Origin of the sequence: Nocardia sp. NBC_01730 (assembly GCF_035920445.1) — a bacterium.
Lineage (GTDB): Bacteria > Actinomycetota > Actinomycetes > Mycobacteriales > Mycobacteriaceae > Nocardia.
On sequence record NZ_CP109162.1, the window covers coordinates 2997046 to 3015066 of the forward strand.

General features: G+C 68.6%; 14 protein-coding genes. 5 read left to right on the forward strand and 9 right to left on the reverse strand.

Going from position 1 to position 18021, the window contains the following annotated elements:
• Positions 1 to 5: 5 nt before the first annotated feature.
• The 5 genes from OHB12_RS11460 to OHB12_RS11480 all read right to left on the reverse strand — a co-directional run bounded on the left by OHB12_RS11460 (position 6) and on the right by OHB12_RS11480 (position 7113).
• A complete protein-coding gene (locus OHB12_RS11460) occupies positions 6 to 821 on the reverse strand; it encodes a shikimate dehydrogenase (protein ID WP_327118803.1) in 816 nt (271 codons plus the stop codon).
• On the reverse strand, positions 811 to 2316 hold the full coding sequence (mltG, locus tag OHB12_RS11465; RefSeq protein ID WP_327118805.1) for an endolytic transglycosylase MltG: 1506 nt from the start codon (positions 2314 to 2316) through the stop codon (positions 811 to 813). The genes OHB12_RS11460 and mltG overlap by 11 nt, the downstream gene beginning before the upstream one ends.
• On the reverse strand, positions 2313 to 2879 hold the full coding sequence (ruvX, locus tag OHB12_RS11470) for a Holliday junction resolvase RuvX (RefSeq protein WP_327118807.1): 567 nt from the start codon (positions 2877 to 2879) through the stop codon (positions 2313 to 2315). Before ruvX ends, mltG begins: the two co-directional genes overlap by 4 nt.
• A complete protein-coding gene (alaS, locus tag OHB12_RS11475; protein WP_327118809.1) occupies positions 2879 to 5545 on the reverse strand; it encodes an alanine--tRNA ligase in 2667 nt (888 codons plus the stop codon). The genes ruvX and alaS overlap by 1 nt, the downstream gene beginning before the upstream one ends.
• Positions 5546 to 5766: 221 nt before the next feature.
• Positions 5767 to 7113 (reverse strand): replication-associated recombination protein A, encoded by a 1347-nt coding sequence (locus OHB12_RS11480; protein ID WP_327118811.1) that lies wholly within the window; start codon positions 7111 to 7113, stop codon positions 5767 to 5769.
• 332 nt (positions 7114 to 7445) lie between these two features.
• Between OHB12_RS11480 and OHB12_RS11485 the strand changes: the two genes are divergently transcribed.
• Entirely contained in the window at positions 7446 to 9092 is a 1647-nt protein-coding gene (locus OHB12_RS11485; protein ID WP_327118813.1) for an alkaline phosphatase D family protein, read from the forward strand.
• A 135-nt stretch (positions 9093 to 9227) separates the two neighbouring features.
• Entirely contained in the window at positions 9228 to 9368 is a 141-nt protein-coding gene (locus tag OHB12_RS11490) for a hypothetical protein (protein ID WP_327118815.1), read from the forward strand.
• A gap of 18 nt (positions 9369 to 9386) precedes the next feature.
• Here the strand turns inward: OHB12_RS11490 and OHB12_RS11495 are convergent, their stop codons facing one another.
• The gene (locus OHB12_RS11495; RefSeq protein ID WP_327118817.1) at positions 9387 to 10556 is read right to left on the reverse strand and encodes a phosphotransferase family protein; all 1170 of its coding nucleotides are present in this window, start codon (positions 10554 to 10556) and stop codon (positions 9387 to 9389) included.
• A 190-nt stretch (positions 10557 to 10746) separates the two neighbouring features.
• On the opposite strand from OHB12_RS11495, the gene OHB12_RS11500 reads away from it, so the two are divergent.
• Positions 10747 to 11736, forward strand: coding sequence for a hypothetical protein (locus OHB12_RS11500; RefSeq protein WP_327118819.1), 990 nt, complete (start codon positions 10747 to 10749; stop codon positions 11734 to 11736).
• A 185-nt stretch (positions 11737 to 11921) separates the two neighbouring features.
• Here OHB12_RS11500 and aspS read toward each other — a convergent pair whose 3' ends face one another.
• Positions 11922 to 13724 carry an aspartate--tRNA ligase gene (aspS, locus tag OHB12_RS11505; protein ID WP_327118821.1) on the reverse strand — a complete coding sequence of 601 codons (1803 nt, stop codon included), beginning with the start codon at positions 13722 to 13724 and terminating at the stop codon, positions 11922 to 11924.
• Between the two features lie 206 nt (positions 13725 to 13930).
• Between aspS and ypfJ the strand changes: the two genes are divergently transcribed.
• Complete coding sequence (ypfJ, locus tag OHB12_RS11510; RefSeq protein ID WP_327118822.1) at positions 13931 to 14857, forward strand: KPN_02809 family neutral zinc metallopeptidase; 927 nt, start codon at positions 13931 to 13933, stop codon at positions 14855 to 14857.
• 85 nt (positions 14858 to 14942) lie between these two features.
• Complete coding sequence (locus OHB12_RS11515; protein WP_327118823.1) at positions 14943 to 15497, forward strand: hypothetical protein; 555 nt, start codon at positions 14943 to 14945, stop codon at positions 15495 to 15497.
• Between the two features lie 67 nt (positions 15498 to 15564).
• Here OHB12_RS11515 and OHB12_RS11520 read toward each other — a convergent pair whose 3' ends face one another.
• Together OHB12_RS11520 and OHB12_RS11525 are read right to left on the reverse strand one after the other, a co-directional pair.
• On the reverse strand, positions 15565 to 17127 hold the full coding sequence (locus OHB12_RS11520) for a hypothetical protein (protein ID WP_327118825.1): 1563 nt from the start codon (positions 17125 to 17127) through the stop codon (positions 15565 to 15567).
• Positions 17124 to 17453 carry a type VII secretion target gene (locus OHB12_RS11525; protein ID WP_327118827.1) on the reverse strand — a complete coding sequence of 110 codons (330 nt, stop codon included), beginning with the start codon at positions 17451 to 17453 and terminating at the stop codon, positions 17124 to 17126. Before OHB12_RS11525 ends, OHB12_RS11520 begins: the two co-directional genes overlap by 4 nt.
• Positions 17454 to 18021: the final 568 nt, after the last annotated feature.

Sequence of the window (18021 nt, forward strand, 5' to 3'; positions counted from 1 at the left end):
TGGACCTACGCAGCGCCCGCCAGCACGGCGGCCATCTCGGCGCGCGGCGCCGATTGCCCGGTGAACTGCTCGACCTGCCCATAGGCCTGGTTCAACAGCATCTGCAGTCCGCTGACCACCGCGTGCCCCGCGCGCTCGACAGCCTCGGCCAGCGGGGTCGGCCACGGGTCGTAGATCGCGTCGAGCACCACGGGGGCCGATGCCACCGGGTCAGCGACGGTCGCCGCGACGGTCGCGGGGATAGTACTCACCACAGCCCCCGCGGACGCGCAGGCCGCACTGATGGCCTCGGCGTCGAAGCCGACCAGGGCGGCGGTCATCCCGAGCCGCTCCGCGAGCTCCAGTGCGCCGCCGGCCCGCCCAGCGTCCCGCGCTATCACGGTGACCGCCTTCGCACCCAGCTCAGCCATCGCCAGCAGCGCAGGCCGCGCGGTGCCACCCGCGCCGAGCACCACGCCCTCGGCCAGCTCGGTGACCCCACCGTCGCGCAGCGCGCCCAACACCCCGTCCACGTCGGTGCAGTCCGCCCGCCAGCCGCCCTCGGTACGGACCAGCGTGTTGGCCGACCCGACCAGCACGGCCCGATCGGTGCGCTCGCTCGCATACGCCAGGGCGGCCTCCTTGCCCGGCATGGTCACCGAGAGCCCGACCCATTCCGGCCCGAGCCCGTCGACCACCCCGGGCAGCTGCTCGGCTGAGCACTCGATGCGCTCGTAGGTCCAGTCCAATCCGAGCGCGCGATAGGCCGCCAGATGCAGCTGCGGGGAACGGGAGTGCGCGATCGGCTTGCCGAGCACCGCCGCCTTGCGATTACCGGCCACTGTCCAGGATTCCGCTCTGCCTTGCCTTCTCGATGTTGCGCAGGTGCTCCTGGTAGCCGTCCGTGAACAGGGTGGTGCCCTGCTTGTCGACGGTGACGAAGTACAGCCACGCCCCCGGCTCCGGATTCTCCATGGCGCGTAGCGCATTCAGCGACGGCGCCGAGATCGGCGTGGCGGGCAGCCCGGGCATCGCGTAGGTATTCCACGGGTTGCGCTGGGCCCGGTCGGTGTCGGTGGTCGCGACCTCGGTGCGGTCGAGGGTGTAGTTCACCGTCGAGTCGAACTGCAGCGGCTGATCGACCCGCAACCGGTTCACGATCACGCGCGCCACCTTGGACATGTCCTGCGGCAGCGCTTCCCGCTCGACCAGCGAGGCCCCGATCAGCGTCTGGTAGGGGTTCAGCTTGGTCTCGGCGCCCGACTGCAGCAGCCCGGTGCCCTCGTAACTGCGCGCACTGGCGGTCACCAGCTGCGCGAGGATTTGCTCGGGCGTCCCACTCGGATCGAAATCCCAGGTGCCCGCCGCTATCAGGCCTTCGAGCTGCCTGCTGCGGTCGGGGACATTGCGCAGGACCTGATCGGCCCAGCGGGGCACGCCGAGCGCGGCCAGGTTCATGCCCGCGCCCGCGGCGTCGAGCTGGTCATAAGTCACGCACTTCTGGGTGGGCCCGGTTCCGACGCAGCTGGCGTCCGCAATCTTGCGGTAGATGCCTTCCTTGCGCGATCCGGTGTTCACATCCTGCTGGTCGTGCAGCTGACGCCCCTCGGACACCACCAAGTTGCCGACCCGCGAGGACTTGTTGATCAGGGCACTCACCGCCTGCACGGCGGGGCTGCGGCTGGGGATCGCGTAGTAGCCGGGTTGCACCGCGCTCATGTTCGAGTTGCGTACCGCCGCTTGAACGAACGCGCCCGTGCTCGCGACGACGCCGCGCTCGACCATGGTCGAAGCGATCTGCTGGGACGTGTCGCCCGGCTGCACCTGCACCACCACGAGCGGGCCCGCCGGACCCGCGTAATCCTCCGGGCCGGCCATGCTGCCGATCAGCTTCATTCCCGCGAACACGGCGGCGCCGGTGAACAGCAGCACGAAGACACCACCGATGATCCACAGGTTCCTGCGCCGCCGCTTGCGCTCGGCCGCCTTGCGCGAAGCGGCCCGGGAGCGTTTGCCGCGCTGCGAGCGCGTGGGGCGCTCCTGCTGCGCCCGCTTCGGGCGGCGTGGCGCCACTTGGCGGCTGACGCGCGGACGTTGGTTGCCGATTCGCGGGGCAGGCGGCGGCGCGGGGTCATCGTCATCGTCATCGTCATCGACGTAGCGGGGGATGACAGTGGTGTCGTCGTCGTAGTCGTCGTAGTCACGGCCGACGACATGGCGAGGCGCGTGCGCGTCTTCCTCGTCGTATTCATCCCAGGCCTGGTCGTCTCTGCGGTAACGCCGATCAGCTTCGCGCTGTCTGAACAGTTCCTCGGCCCGCGCCCACCGATCCGTCATGCATCGTCCCCGGACGACACAGGGCGTCCCGCATCCACCGACCTCAATACCGCACTCCGTTCGTCCAACCATCCTTGCAGGATCGACACGGCCGCCGCCTGATCGATCACCTGCCGCTGGCCACGCGCGCGAACTCCACTGGCCCGCAATGCACGTGCAGCTGACACCGTAGTCAAACGTTCGTCGGAAAGCCGGACAGACACCGGGGCGACAGCGGCCCGCAATCGCTCAGCGAATGCGATGGCCAGCGTAGCGGCAGTGCCCTTCTCCCCGCGTAATGTTCGCGGCAATCCGACGATGACCTCGACGGCCTCGTACTCCCGCACAATTTCGGCAATTCTGCCGATATCGGGAGCCGCCCCAGCAGTGCGCTGATTCTGTTTCGCGCGCGGCACGGTCTCCACCGGCGTGGCGAGAATGCCGTCGGGATCGCAGGCGGCGACCCCGATGCGGACGCTGCCGACATCGACCCCGATCCGTCTCCCCCGACCGGGATCGGTGTCAGGATCTGGTCGGTCGGAGCCGCGTGGCGCCGACCGCTCCAGACTCTCAGCGTCGCCCATCACCCGGCCAGTTCGGCCACCCGAGCGCGGACCGCGGCAAGGCCCGCCGGAATGCCGGACGGCTCCGAACCGGCGCCCTGCGCCATCTCCGGCTTACCACCGCCGCGTCCCGCGATGCTGGGGCCGAAGCTGCCGACGAGATCACCCGACTTGACGCCGAGTTCCTGGGCGGGCTTGTTCACGGCCACCACGAACGGCACTTTGCCGTCGGCGTTGCCGAGCAGTACCACCACGGCGGGCTCGCTGCCGAACCGGCCGCGGATATCCGTGGCGAGCGTCCGCAGATCGCCGGCGGGCACTCCCTCGGGCGCGGCGACGGCGACCAGCAGCAGGCGGCCGATCCGCTCGGCCTCTTCGACGAACTTGCCTGCCGCGGACAGCACGGCGGCCGTCTTGGTCCGCTCGAGCTCCTTTTCGGCCACCTTGAGCCGCTCCACCAACTGCTCGACGCGTGCGGGCACCTCCTCCGAGGGCACCTTCAGCGACGACGCGACACCCGCCAGCAGCGCGCGCTCCTTGGCAAGGTACTTGTAGGAGTCCAGGCCGACGAACGCCTCGACGCGCCGCACACCGGAGCCGACCGACGACTCGCCGAGCACCGTGATCGGGCCGATCTGCGAGGAATGCCGCACGTGCGTGCCACCGCAGAGTTCCATCGAGAACGGGCCGCCGATCTCGACGACGCGGACCTCGCTGCCGTAATTCTCGCCGAACAGCGCCAGGGCGCCCATCTGCTTGGCCTTCGGCAGGTCGGTGACGAACGTGTTGACCGGGAAGTCCGAGCCGACCGCGTCGTTGGACACGGCCTCGATGTCGGCCTTCTGGTGCTCGGACAGCTGGCCCTGCCAGTTGAAGTCGAATCGAAGGTAGCCCGGCTTGTTCAGCGAGCCCGCCTGCACCGCGTTCGGGCCGAGCACCTGGCGCAGGGCGGCGTGGACCATGTGCGTGCCGGAGTGCCCCTGGGTGGCGCCGCGCCGCCAGGCCGGGTCGGCTTGGGCGAGCACCACATCGCCCTCGGTGATCTGGCCCTGCTCGACCGTGGTCTTGTGCACCCACAGCTTCTTGGCGATCTTCTGCACGTCGTTGACGCGCAGCTTCATGCCGGAGGCGGTGATGCTGCCGCGGTCGGCGATCTGGCCGCCGGACTCCGCGTAGAGGGGGCTGCGATCCAAGATCACCTCGACGTCCTGGCCCGCGGTCGCGGTAGGCACCCGGACGCCGTCGGCAATCAGGGCCAGCACCGTGGCCTCGGAGGTCAACTCGTCGAAGCCGGTGAACTCGGTGGCGCCGCGATCGACCAACTCCTTGTAGATCGTCAGGTCGGCGTGGGCGTGCTTGCGGGCCTGAGCGTCCTCCTTGGCGCGCTTGCGCTGCTCGGCCATGAGCGAGCGGAAGCCCTCCTCGTCGACCGAGAGACCGGCCTCGGCGGCCATCTCCAGGGTCAGATCGATCGGGAAGCCGTAGGTGTCGTGCAAAGTGAAGGCGTCCGCCCCGGCGATCGTCGCGCCGCCCCCGGCCTTCACCGCGGCCGCGGTGTTCTCGAACAGGGTGGAGCCGGTGTTCAGCGTCTTCAGGAACGCCGTCTCCTCACCGACCGCGACGGTCTCGATCCGGCCGAAGTCGGTGGACAGCTCCGGATAGGACGGAGCCATGAGATCGCTGACGACCTTCATGAACTCGCCCATCACCGGCTTCTCGGCACCGAGCAGGCGGGCCGAGCGCACGATGCGGCGCAGCAGGCGCCGCAGCACGTAACCGCGGCCGTCATTGCCCGGGTTCACGCCGTCGGCGATCAACATGGCGGCGGTGCGGGCGTGGTCGGCGATCACGCGGAAGCGCACGTCGTCCTCATGCTGTACGCCGTAGGAGCGGCCGGTCAGCGCCTCGGCCTTGTCGATGATCGGGCGCAGCAGGTCTGTCTCGTAGACATTGTCCACGCCCTGCAGCAGCAATGCGATCCGCTCGACACCCATACCGGTGTCGATGTTCTTCCTCGGCAGTGTCCCGACCGGCGGGTGGCCCAGCTTCGGGCTCAGCTCGCCGCGGACGTCCTGCATGAACACAAGATTCCAGATCTCGAGGTAGCGGTCCTCGTCGGCGACAGGCCCACCGTCGCGGCCGTGCTCCGGCCCCCGGTCGTAGTAGATCTCCGAGCACGGACCACCGGGGCCGGGCACGCCCATGTCCCAGTAGTTGTCCTTGCCGTCGCGGAACTGGATCCGCTCCTCGGGGACGCCCGCGACCCGGCGCCAGATCTCGGCCGCCTCCGGGTCGTCCTGGTACACGGTCACCCAGATCCGCTCGGGGTCGAACCCGTAGCCGCCTTCATCCTGGGGCTTGCTGATCAACTCCCAGGCGAGGGTGATCGCCCCCTCCTTGAAGTAGTCACCGAAGGAGAAGTTCCCCGCCATCTGGAAGAACGTGTTGTGCCGCGTGGTGACACCGACCTCCTCGATGTCGCCGGTGCGGACGCACTTCTGCACGCTCGTCGCCCGCAGGTACGGCGGCGCCTCCTGACCCAGGAAGTACGGCTTGAACTGAACCATGCCCGCGTTGACGAACAGCAGGTTCGGGTCGGCCAGGATCAGCGAGGCACTCGGCACCTCGGTGTGGCCGGCGCGAAGGAAATGGTCCAGAAAACGCCGTCGGATCTCGTGGGTCTGCACAGATATCCAGCCTACCGGTGCTGCGCACGCGATTATTCATCGACCAGGGTCGTGGCGTTGCTGCGAGAAGTCAGCGAACCCAGACCTGCAGCGGTTCGGTGTCGAATGAGACCCGACCTGGTCGGCAAGTCGATCGTCTTGCCGAACCGATGCCTGATGGTACTGGACATTTCCCGGATCAGGTCGTCCTGGGGATCAGGTCGTATCCCGCCTCGCGGTCCTCAGGTCCCCCGGACGATATGGCGGAGTTTCCGTATGCGGGGCCCGACCTCGCGTTCGTGGCCGTGGTCGGTGGGGTGGTAGTAGTCCACGCCGACCAATTCGTCGGGCGGGTACTGCTGAGCGAGCACACCGTCCTTGTTGTCGTGCGGGTATCGATAACCCTGGGCGTTGCCGAGCGCGGCCGCGCCCGCGTAGTGTCCGTCGCGCAGATGCGGCGGGACGGATCCGGCCTTGCCCGCCGCGATGTCGGCCATGGCCGCGCCGATCGCGGCCACCACCGCGCCGGACTTCGGGGCGGTGGCCAGATGGATCGTGGCCTGTGCCAGAGCGAGCCGCGCCTCGGGCAGGCCGACCAACTGCACCACCTGCGCGGCGGCCGTCGCCGTCTGCAGCGCCATCGGATCGGCCATGCCGATGTCCTCGCTGGCGTGGATCATCAGTCTGCGCGCGATGAAGCGCGGGTCCTCGCCCGCACTCAACATGCGGGCCAGGTAATGCAGCGCGGCGTCGACATCCGAGCCGCGGATCGACTTGATGAACGCGCTGATCACGTCATAGTGCTGGTCGCCTGCGCGGTCGTAGCGAACGGCCGCCTTGTCCACGCTGGCCTCGACGAGGTCGACATCGACCGTGCCGTCCGAAGAGGATTCGGCCGAGGCTTCCAGCGCGGTGAGCGCGCGGCGGGCGTCGCCGCCGGCGATCCGGATGATGTGGTCCAGGGCGACGTCAGTGACGGTGTACGCGCCGCCGAGGCCGCGCGGGTCGGCGATCGCGCGGGTGAGCACCTGCCGGATGTCGGCCTCGCTGAGCGATTGCAGCTGCAACACCAGCGAGCGCGACAACAGTGGCGACACCACCGAGAACGACGGATTCTCCGTGGTCGCGCCGACCAGCAGGACGATCCGGTTCTCCACCGCGGCGAGCAAGGCGTCCTGCTGCGTTTTGGAGAACCGATGCACCTCGTCGATGAAGAGCACGGTCTGCGCACCCGCCGACAGCCTGCGTCGTGCCACATCGATGACCGCGCGTACCTCCTTCACCCCGGCCGACAGCGCCGAGAGCGCCTCGAAGCGACGGCCGGTCGCGTGCGAGATCAGCGCCGCGAGAGTCGTCTTACCCGTGCCGGGCGGGCCGTACAGCAGCACCGACGCCGCCCCGGAGCCCTCGATCAGCCTGCGTAGCGGGGAGCCGGGGCCGAGCAGATGCTGCTGCCCGACCACTTCGTCCAGCGAGGAGGGCCGCATCCGCACCGCCAACGGCGCCCCCACATCCCTGCGCACCACATTGTCGATCGTGCGCTCCGCGGAGATCTCGTCATCGGGCACGTCGAACAAGCTATCGCTCACGGGAAAGAACGTTACCGAGTCGCACCGACAGCGCCGCATGCCGCTCAGCGCCCGCCGGACCCGACCGCAGCCCCACTGCACGCGCCCGGTCGGTGGGGTTCTCGATTTTCGCACGCAGGCTCGCGCGACGGGGCCGCTCCGGGAAATTGAGGGTCGGGCTCGAGCCGATCGCGGAACAACCCGCGACTGTCGTTTCGCCGCTGCCGTCATGGCACCGCCCGGCCCTGTCGTGCAGCTGCGGAGTCGCCCCACCGTCCCTCGAATGTCGACCGCGGCAATCGATTTGCGTGTTGCCGGTTGTTCGGATGTGATCAATACTCGTGCATGAAAACGTGGTCGTTTCAGATTCTGCTTCGTTCGGGCGATTCGCTCGGCGCACCCTGTTGAAAGGCAGCGCGGCAGCCGCCGTCGCCCCCACCGCGGTAGTCGCCGCCGGGCGCGCCTGCGCCGGGACGCCGGTGTTCCGGCACGGTGTAGCCTCGGGCGATCCGCTCCCCGACGGCGTGATCCTCTGGACCCGCGTCACCGTCGCCGACGACGCGACGCCAGGCTCCGGCGTCGGCGCACCGGCGAACGTACGCTGGGAGGTCGCCGCGGACGACCGGTTCGATCCGGTCATCTCGTCCGGAACCGCAACGGTCACAGCGGATTCCGACCACACCGTCAAGGTCGACGTCTCCGGGCTTGCGCCGAACGCCGAATACTTCTATCGCTTCACCGCACTCGGCGAGACCTCCCCGGTCGGCCGCACCAAGACCGCGCCCGCCACCGCGGATTCTCCCGAACGCCTCCGGTTCGGGGTGGTCTCGTGTGCGAACTGGGAGGCCGGATACTTCGGCGCCTACCGCCATCTGGCCGCCCGCACCGATCTGGACGCGATCGTCCACCTGGGCGACTACATCTACGAGTACGGCCGCGGCAAGTATGGCGGCCGCAACGGTACCGTGCGCCCGCACGACCCGGCCGATGAGATCGTCAACCTTTCCGACTATCGAATTCGCCACGCGCAGTATAAGACCGACCCCGATCTTCTGGACCTGCACGCGCGCCAGCCGTTCATCTGCACCTGGGACGACCACGAATCCGCGGACAACTCCTGGTCCGGCGGCGCGAACAAGCACGACCCCGCGACCGAGGGTCGCTGGCAGGATCGCCGCGCCGCCTCCGCGCAGGCCTATCTGGAGTGGATGCCGATCCGGGCGTCCGGATCCGGCGCCGAAGTACGGGTCTACCGCAGGCTGCGCTTCGGCACGCTGGCCGAACTCTCGATGCTGGACCTTCGCAGCTACCGCGACCAGGAGGCGAAGCCCGGCGCGGGCTGGCGCGAGGCCGACGACCCGGCCCGCACCATCACCGGAAAGGCCCAGATGGAATGGCTCACCGCGGGTTTGGCGTCCGCGCAGGTGCAGTGGAAGTTGGTCGGCAACTCGGTCATGATCGCCCCGCTGGCCTTCCCGCCGCTCGAACCGGCCGCCACGACGGCGATCACCTGCACCATGGGCCTGCCGCAGGCCGGCCTGTCGGTGAACGGCGACCAGTGGGACGGCTACACCGCCGACCGCGATCGCCTGTTTCGCGCCATCGGCGAACAGCGGATCTCCGATGTGGTCTTCCTGACCGGCGACATTCATTCCTCCTGGGCCGCGGACCTTCCTCGCGACGCCGCGAATTATCCGGGCGGCGACACGGCGGGCGCCGAGTTCGTCGTGCCCTCGGTGACCTCGACCAGCATCGGCGACATGCTGAAGCTGGACCCCGAGCTGATTGCCGCGTCGATCAGGTCCGTCAATCATCACCTGCACTACGTCGAGCTGGATTCGCACGGCTACGGCGTGCTGGACGTCACCGCGGATCGGACCCAGATGGACTGGTTCTACCTCCTGGACGTGACCGACCCGAATTCCGCTGTACGCCACGGCGCTTCGTTCGGCGTCCGCTCCGGTAGCCGGATGGAGCCGCAGCAGGGCCCGCTGAGCTGACCGTCATTCCGAGCCTCCCCCGCATCCCATACCGCCGCCGGTGTATCCGGTTTTGCCGTGGGGCCGGTTCCGCTTCTGGCCAGCGCGGACCTGTTTGGTCAGCCGCCCCCGGCACTCGCTACGTACGGCTATCTCTTGGCGTCGCGCGCGGCGCTCCTCGCCGAACTCGGCCGGGTCGAGGAGGCGGCCACGGCCTACCGATCGGCGCTGCTGCTCACCGAGCACACCGTCGAACGGGCACATCTGGCGGCCCGCCTCACCGGACTCACCAGATGACCTCGGCAGGTGGGTAAACTATTCCGACCAGCGTTCTTCCAGCATCGCCGACACGTCCTCGGCGAAATCGCCAACGATGTCGTCGCCGGTGCACCGCGCGTCTTCGGCCAGCGCTGCCCAGCGGTTGATCAGCGCCGCCGAGCGCGGCACCGAAAGTCCGTGCTCGCGCGCGGACGCGATGCGCGCATGGTCGGCGGGCAGAAACCAGAAGGTGGACAGCCACACCCAGATCAGCCGGGCTTCGAGGATCCGCTCGGCGAGCAGGTCGTCGTCGGTTAGCGCGGGCCACACGCCCACCACCTCGGAACGCCACGCCTCCACCATCTGCTGGGCGCGTTCCCGCGAGAGCTCGACATCGCACAGGCAGCCGGGGAACGACACCAGTGCGTAGGCGATGTCCAGGGTGGCGTCGCGGAACCCACCCCACTCGTAGTCGAGGAAACGCGCGCCCTCCTCGTTCAAGATCACGTTGTCCGGGCACAGGTCCGACGGACTGAACCCGCGGAATCGCCCCGCGGAGAACAGCCGGTTGCCGCGCACGATGCGCTCGGCGATCTCGCCGGGAACCTCGATGCCCAGCTCGCGCTGCAACAGTCCGGGCACCTCGGAGATCGCAGACTCGGCCTGCTGCGCGATGCCGTCGACCCGGTGCACCACATCGACCCGGCGCAGCAGCGCGACGAAGTCGGCTTCGCGCCCGACGGTGGCGGCATGCATCCGGCCGAGCGCCTGTGCGAACGCCATCAGCGCGTTGCGGGTAGCGGGCTCGACTCCGGACCGCAGCACGGCGGTGAGCAGGGAGTTCTCGCCGAGATCGCTGAGGATCAGCAACCGGTCCGGCAGACTGTGCGCGATCAGATACGCGCCGGGCCGGTGCTCCCGGCTCAGGGCGGTGGTGAATTGATACGAGACGGCCTCGCGGAGGAACGCGGAATCGACGCTGGCGACGCCGGGAGCCAGACCGCCGGTCCGGCGATCCCGCGCTGCCCCGCGGACCTGCTTGACGATCAATGTTCGCGGCAACGAGAAAGCGTTCTCTGCTACACGCACGCGTAGGACGGTCGTCCTACCACTACCGCTGAGTTCGATCGGATCGCTCAGCTTTACCGGAGCACCCATTCGCTTTGTGAGCAACTGTTGCGCTGCGGACACGACTTCGGTGGCGCGTTCGGCCAATAGTGCGGTCATCGCCTTTCAACGTACTCGCATCAGGTCACTTCTAGCGAGCGGTTACACAACCTTTCCGCGTCGTCCGGCGTGTCCGTGCCGAGGTCGCGGAACGGCCGCGCATTGCTTGACACCATTGGGCCCGTCAGGTTTTGTCATCGTCAACTGCTCTGCGCCACACCGCAAACCAGTTGAGTCGAAAGGTCTACGCATGGCCGAAACACCGCCTCCCGCATCGAAGGAACCAGCCGGCGGCGCCCCCGATCCGAACGCCGAGCGCTTCGCGGCGCGGCCGGGACAGCACGAGAGCCCATACCCGACCTCGCCGACCGCCGGACCCGGCCACGCACGCCACGAGATGGCGGGCTCGGCCGGATATCCGCAGTTCGAGGGCCCGGGAGCGGCGCAGTACGGCAGCGAACCGCTGGAGCCGGCCCCGCCGGTGACATCCCAGCCGTACCCCACCTATGGGCCGCAAGGCACCGGTCCTGGCTATGCGCCGCCTGGCATGATGCCACCGCCCGGCGCCATACCGCCGCAGCAACCGGTCTACGGCTACCAGCAGGTCACCGCGGCCCCCGGCACGCTCGACGTGGGCCGGGCGCTCAGTTATGGCTTGGCGAAGTTCCGTGCCAACCCAGGGCCGTGGGTCGGCGTGACCGCGTTGGGCCTCGTCATCTATCTGGCGTTCGTGCTCGTCGTGCAACTCACCGGTCCGACGACGCTGCTGCCGCTGCTGCTCATCTTCCTCGCGGTGCTGGCCGGCGTGTGGCTGCTGCAAGCCGCCATGGTCCGCGGCGCACTGTACGAAACCGACGGCACGCCACCGTCTTTCGGCTCATACTTCCGCTTCGTGAACGCGGGCAATGTCCTGCTCACCGCACTGCTGGCATTCCTGCTGACCTTCGTCGGCTCCGCGATCTGCTTCGTCCCCGGATTTGTCGCTGGCCTGCTGTGCATGTTCTCGCTGCACTACGTCGTCGACCAAAACCAGGGACCGTTCGAGGCGCTGAAGTCCAGCTTCACGCTGGTGGTCGCCAACATCTGGCCGGTGCTCCTGCTCGCACTCGCGGTGCTCGTGGTGACCTTCCTCGGGCTGCTGCTGTGCGGTCTCGGTCTGCTGGTCGCGGGCCCGGTCGCGACCATCGCGGTGACCTACGCCTACCGCACGCTCACCGGAGACACCGTTTCCGCGTGGTAACCGGCGATCACTTCTCGATCAGTGACCGCACCGATCCAACGCTCGAGCCGTTCGACGGCCCGGCCTCGCTGCCCGCGCGAGGCCGGAGCTCGAGCACAATGATCCCGGCCACCATTCGCTCATGGTCGGCGGCGCCGGGCCGGCGGCGACGCTGACCAGAACGTACCGTTCCGCGGGGGCGACCGCTATTGCGGGGGCTTCGCGACTTTCGCGTCCTCACCCTTCTTCTGCTCCGGCTCGGCGTCCAGGCCCGCCTCCTTGCGCTGCTGCGCGGTGATCGGTGCGGGCGCGTCGGTCAGCGGATCGACGCCGCCTCCAGTCTTCGGGAATGCGATGACCTCGCGGATCGAGTCCTGTCCGGCCAGCAGCGCGGTGACCCGGTCCCAGCCGAAGGCGATGCCGCCGTGCGGCGGGGCACCGAAGGCGAAGGCGTCCAACAGGAACCCGAACTTCTCCTGCGCCTCTTCGTGGCTGATACCCATCACCTTGAACACGCGTTCCTGCACGTCGCGGCGGTGGATTCGGATCGAGCCCCCGCCGATCTCGTTGCCGTTGCAGACGATGTCGTAGGCGTAGGCCAGCGCCGAGTCCGGGTCGGTGTCGAAGGTGTCCAGCGACTCCGGCTTCGGTGAGGTGAACGCGTGGTGCACCGCGGTCCACGCGGAATGGCCCACCGCCACATCGCCACTCGCGGTCGCCTCGGCGGTCGGCTCGAACAGCGGGGCGTCCACGATCCACACGAACGACCAGGCGTCCTCGTCGATCAGGCCGACCTTGCGGGCGATCTCGCCGCGCGCGGCACCGAGCAGACCGCGCTGCGCCTTCGCCGGACCGGCCGCGAAGAACACGCAGTCGCCCGGTACCGCACCGACATGCTTGGCCAGGCCCTCTCGCTCGGCGTCGCTGAGGTTCTTGGCCACCGGGCCTCCGAGCGTGCCGTCCTCGTTCACCAGGACATACGCCAGCCCCTTCGCGCCACGCTGCTTGGCCCAATCCTGCCAGGCGTCGAGCTGGCGCCGCGGCTGGCTCGCGCCGCCGGACATGACCACCGCGCCGACATAGGGAGCCTGGAACACCCGGAACGGGGTGTCTTTGAAATACTCGGTGCACTCGGTGATCTCGACACCGAAGCGCAGATCCGGCTTGTCGGAACCGAAGCGGCGCATGGCCTCCGCATAGGTCATGTGCGGGATCGGCGTCGGAATCTCGTAGCCGACCAGCTTCCACAGCGCGACGAGGATCTCCTCGGCCAGCAGGATCACGTCGTCCTGGCGCACGAAGCTCATCTCGATGTCGAGCTGGGTGAACTCGGGCTGACGGTCGGCGCGGAAGTCCTCGTCGCGGTAGCAGCGCGCGATCTGGTAGTACCGCTCGATGCCGCCGACCATGAGCAGCTGCTTGAACAACTGCGGGCTCTGCGGCAGCGCGTAGAAGCTGCCCGGCTGCAGGCGAGCGGGCACCAGGAAGTCGCGTGCGCCCTCCGGGGTGGAGCGGGTCATCGTCGGCGTCTCCACCTCGATGAACTCGTGGCGGGCCAGCACCTCGCGGGCAGCCGCGTTGACCTTCGACCGCAGCCGGATGGCGTGCGCCGGACCCTCGCGGCGCAGATCCAGGTAGCGGTGCTTCAGGCGCGCCTCCTCACCGGGCTGCTCGTCCAGTTGGAACGGCAGCGGGGCACTCTCGTTCAGCACCTCGAGTTCGGCGACGTTGACCTCGATGGTGCCGGTGGGCAGCTCCGGGTTCTCGTTGCCATCCGGGCGCGGTTCCACTGTGCCGGTGACGCGTACGCAGTACTCGGCGCGCAGCCGGTGCGCCTGCGCGGCGGGTTCGCCCTCGCGGAACACCGCCTGGGCGACCCCCGACGCATCGCGCAGATCGATGAAGATCACCCCACCGTGGTCACGCCGCCGGGCCACCCAGCCGGTGAGGGTGACGGTCTGACCGGCATGCTCGCTTCGCAGCGAACCAGCCAAGTGGGTGCGCAGCACGGGGTTCCTTTCGACGACTCCGGCACCCGGTGCGATGTGACCAGGTGCGGGTCCATCGTAGTGAGACACATTCGTCGAGTGGAAACCGATATCACCACGCCCATGCCAAGCTGTATCGGGCGAGTGTGTGACCGAGGGCTACGGACGACGAAAAGCGGACGACGAAAAGCGGACGACGAAAAGCGGACGACGAGAAAGCGACAACGATGACCTTCAACGAGGGCATGCAGATCGACCCCGATCGGGTTTCGTCCGGCGGAGGCCCCGGAATGGGTGGCAAGATCGCGCTGGGCGGTGGCGCGGGCGGACTGATCGTGCTGGTGTTGACCCTCCTGATGGGCGGTGACCCCGGCTCGGTCCTCGGCAACTTCACCGGGGCACAGGATCAGAGCCAGACGCAGCCGGGCACGGCGGGCACGCCGAGCCACTGCAAGACCGGCGCGGACGCCAACAAGTACATCGACTGCCGGGTGGCGCTCACTGCGCAGAGCCTGGACGCCGTGTGGTCCACCGAGCTCCCCCAGCAGACCGGAAAGCGGTACGTGCGGCCGAAGGTGGTGCTGTTCTCCGGCGCTACCTCGACCGGCTGTGGCAACGCCACCAGCGCGGTCGGCCCGTTCTACTGCCCGGCCGACCAGACCGCCTACTTCGACACGAGCTTCTTCCAGGAGTTGGTGGACCGTTTCGGTTCCAGCGGTGGCCCGCTCGCGCAGGAATACGTGGTGGCGCACGAGATCGGCCACCACATCCAGAATCAGCTCGGCGACATCGGCCGTGCACAGCGGGATCCGCGCGGCCCGGAGTCCGGCGCGGTGCGCACCGAGTTGCAGGCCGACTGCTACGCGGGCATCTGGGCGCACTTCGCGGATGAGCTGCCGGCACCCGGCGGCGGCCAGCCGTTCCTGAAACCGCTGTCGGACAACGACGTCCGTGATGCGCTCTCGGCAGCCTCGGCGGTCGGCGACGACCGCATCCAGCGCGCGGCGCAGGGCAGGGTGAATCCCGAAGCGTGGACCCACGGTTCGTCCGAGCAGCGGCAGAAATGGTTCCTCACCGGCTACAGGACCGGCGAGGTGCGCGCCTGCGACACCTATTCGGCCCAGGACCTGAACAATCCGTCCGCCCTGCGGTGACCCGGATTCCATCGGCACCACAGCTTTGCTGTCATGATCGACGGTAGTTCGCCTGTGCCACAGGTGAAAACGGCAACGCTGGGAGATGGGATTGAAGCGAAGTACGACAGCGGCCTTGCTGGTCGCGATGCTGGCGCTCACGGTGGGCTCGGTCACCGCCGCCGCCGACCCGGTCACCGCGCCGCCGCCGCAGCCCAGCGCGCTGCCTCCGGCCGCCGCGCCGCTGGCGCTATTCACCTTGACCACCATTCCGGACAGCTGGCAGAGCCGGGTGGATCTGCGCCCGCAACTGGAAATCTTCTCCGACGGCAAGGCCGTCAAGATCCCCGACGCCGTCGCCGCCGATCGCGCACCGGATGTCCCGCCGGGGCGGATCAGCGGGCACGTACCACCCGAGGTGCTGACCGCGGCGCTGGCCGAGACCAGGTCGCTCGTGGCCGTGGATCTCGGTGTGCCGACGGCCACCGACCAGGGCAGCCAGATCATCGACTGCATGTCGCAGCCGCCGAATGAGGACGTGCATCTCGTCGTCTACGCGCCCCAAGCCACCGAAGGCCTCGGCGCCGAGCAGCAGGCCGGCCGAAAACGCTTTGCCGACCTCTACCAGAAGCTGCTCGACGCGTTCGTCCAGGACAACTGATACCCGCGGTCCGGACCGAGCGGTTGCCGCCGTTCGGGCCGGGTTGCCCGGTAAGCCCTTGTGGGGGCTAGAACTGGTCCTGGTCGTAGTCGGAGCTGATGATCTCGTCGGAGTGCGTCGCGCCGATAACATCCGGCGTGGACTCTCCCAGCGAACCGGTGAGGTCGTCATTTCCGGTCGGGCTCAGATACGGCTGCACGGTGCGCGAGTGCTCCTCGTCGTTGCTCCGCTGCCCCGCACCGGCAGCCGGGCTGCCCATGAAGCTGTTGGCACCAGAGGGGGTGGTGCCGGTGCCGCCCGGACCGAATGGCGCACCTGCGATCGGCGAGGCGGTGGTGCCGGGCAGGCCGGTGGGCTTGGGCACCGAGGGTGTTCCCGAGAGGCCGGGGCTGCCGGAGATACCGCTCGGCACGCCGTGGTTGGTGCTCGGGCTGTGCGGCGTGTGCACCGATGACGGCGTGGTCGACGGTGTCCCCGGTGCGTACGAGTCCAGGCCCGCGGCCTTGGTGGCCGTGTCTGTCGCGGTCGACTGCGCCTGCTCCAGGATCGGCTGGCCGACGTTCTGCGCCACCGCCTGCGCTACCTCCTGCGGCGCAGGCCCGCCATCCGGCGCGACCAGCTGCTGCACCATGCCGCTGAGCTCGGCGGACTTGCCCGCCAGGTCACCGCGGGTGGCATTGACCACGCCTACGGCGTGACCGAGGTGCTCCGTGGCCGAGGCAATCAGCGTCGCCTGCGCAGGCGGGGTCAGGATCACCGGCGCCAGCGCGGTCGCCTGGGTGGCGAACGACGACGCGATGCCGAGCAGCTGCGCGTTGCCCTGCTGCACTACCGCGGCGGCACGTTGGGTGAGCTCGGAGATATCGATGCCGCGCTGACTGGTCTCGTGGCCCTCGACGTTCGCCTGCTGGCTGGTGACCTGCGCGTTGCGGGCGGCCTGGCTCTGCCAGAGCTGCTCGACCGTGGCCATACTGCCCTTGCCCACCTGCATGGCCATCTCGATGACCTTGGAGGACTGGCTGAGGATCGCGGTCGGGTCGAGCGCGCCGATCACGCCGGTGCCGAAGCTGCCGAGCAGATCGAGGATCGGCTTCATCAGCATGTCCACGCCTGGCAGCGCGGGCAGCGCGACACCCTGCATCAGCGCGGCGACCGGGTCGGCGGGCAGCGGCGGCAGCGCGGACGCGGCCTGATTCACCGCGGTGGCGACGGCGGCCGGCGCGTCGGCGAGCCCGCCACCGAGAACGCCCTGCGCGGCCTCGACCACCGGGGCGGCGGCGTAGTTGATCGCGGCGCTCGTGTCTCCCAGCAGGGCGGAGACCTCGTGCGGAACGCCGGGAATATCCTGAGCGCCCGGCCCTGCCGCGCCGTTCAGGCCGGACAGTCCCGGCGGAACGGCGCCGAGTGTGTGCTGGTCTTCGGAGATCTTGCGCGACAACACGAACGCGGGCGGTTCGATGGGCGGCATGTCGTCGGGCAGCTGGGGCAGCGGCAAGTCGAGCACCGCCTTGGCGGGCGAGTTCTGCAGTGCGTCCAGTACGGTCTGCTGGCCGATGGCGACGTTTTGCTCGGCCGCGTGCTCGACGACCTGCCCCTCGGGCGCGATGACGCCGCTGTCCAGTGGCCTCATACCGCGCCCCCGATCTGGTTCGCGATGGAGCCGAGCACGCCCGCGTTGAACGAGTCGGTGGCGTCGTAGGCAGCGGCGGCGCTGAACGCCGACTCCGAAAGCTTGGCGTACTTGGCCGACAGATCGTTGATGTCCTTGGCCTGCAGCACCTGGGCCGCGGCGAACATCGCCAGATAGTCGATGCCGATCAGTCCGAACACCGGAACCAGCGCGGCGACATTACGCACCGCGTCGAAATTGCCCGCCCCCGCGAGATCGTCGGCGATGCCGGCGTTCGTGGCGGCGAACGCCCGGACCGCTTCGGTCTCTACCGAGAGATCACTCATCGAGTTGCCCCCCAAAATCGTCGTGAACATCTGTGCCATGAACGTCGTCGTGACCCGTCCGCTCCCCTGCCGAATCGGCTGGGCCGCTACGGTTTGGGCTCAATATAGCGGACGAGACCACCGAGGTTCGAGGCCGAGCGCGGCGTCACAAGCCGAATCGCACCGAACTGGAGCGTGTTGCAAGTTAGAACAAGTTTTCTGACACGCTTTTGCAGCGAATACGCTTCCTCCCCGGTGTCCCAAATCCCAACTATCACTGCGCCACCTCCCGCATCGGCCGCTGAGCCTCTCGACGCAAGCTTGGGAGGTACCCGGTGAACTCCGAGATCATCACGCCGTTGACTCCCGACGCGACCGCCTCGATCGATAGGGCTTCGAGGTTCGAGTCGTCCGCGCATGCAGCGTTTCCCTTGGTCGAGTTGGTCTATCCGACCCAGCCTCGCGATAATCGGTGGACCTATGGGCTGCGGCGCGTCGACCGCAACGGTCGCGTGATCGACAAATCGGTCGTCGCAGCGCTCGGTTGGTGCGCTGGCCTACGGCTCTCTGGGATGAGCACGAGTGGCGG

Bases quoted from the DNA above. Each gene is read 5' to 3' on its own strand.
- OHB12_RS11500 (WP_327118819.1), top strand. From the start codon at position 10,747: ATGGCCGAAACACCGCCTCCCGCATCGAAGGAACCAGCCGGCGGCGCC.
- OHB12_RS11525 (WP_327118827.1), bottom strand. From the start codon at position 17,453: ATGAGTGATCTCTCGGTAGAGACCGAAGCGGTCCGGGCGTTCGCCGCC.
- OHB12_RS11515 (WP_327118823.1), top strand. From the start codon at position 14,943: ATGGGATTGAAGCGAAGTACGACAGCGGCCTTGCTGGTCGCGATGCTG.
- mltG (WP_327118805.1), bottom strand. From the start codon at position 2,316: ATGACGGATCGGTGGGCGCGGGCCGAGGAACTGTTCAGACAGCGCGAA.
- OHB12_RS11495 (WP_327118817.1), bottom strand. From the start codon at position 10,556: ATGACCGCACTATTGGCCGAACGCGCCACCGAAGTCGTGTCCGCAGCG.
- ypfJ (WP_327118822.1), top strand. From the start codon at position 13,931: ATGACCTTCAACGAGGGCATGCAGATCGACCCCGATCGGGTTTCGTCC.
- OHB12_RS11520 (WP_327118825.1), bottom strand. From the start codon at position 17,127: ATGAGGCCACTGGACAGCGGCGTCATCGCGCCCGAGGGGCAGGTCGTC.
- ruvX (WP_327118807.1), bottom strand. From the start codon at position 2,879: ATGGGCGACGCTGAGAGTCTGGAGCGGTCGGCGCCACGCGGCTCCGAC.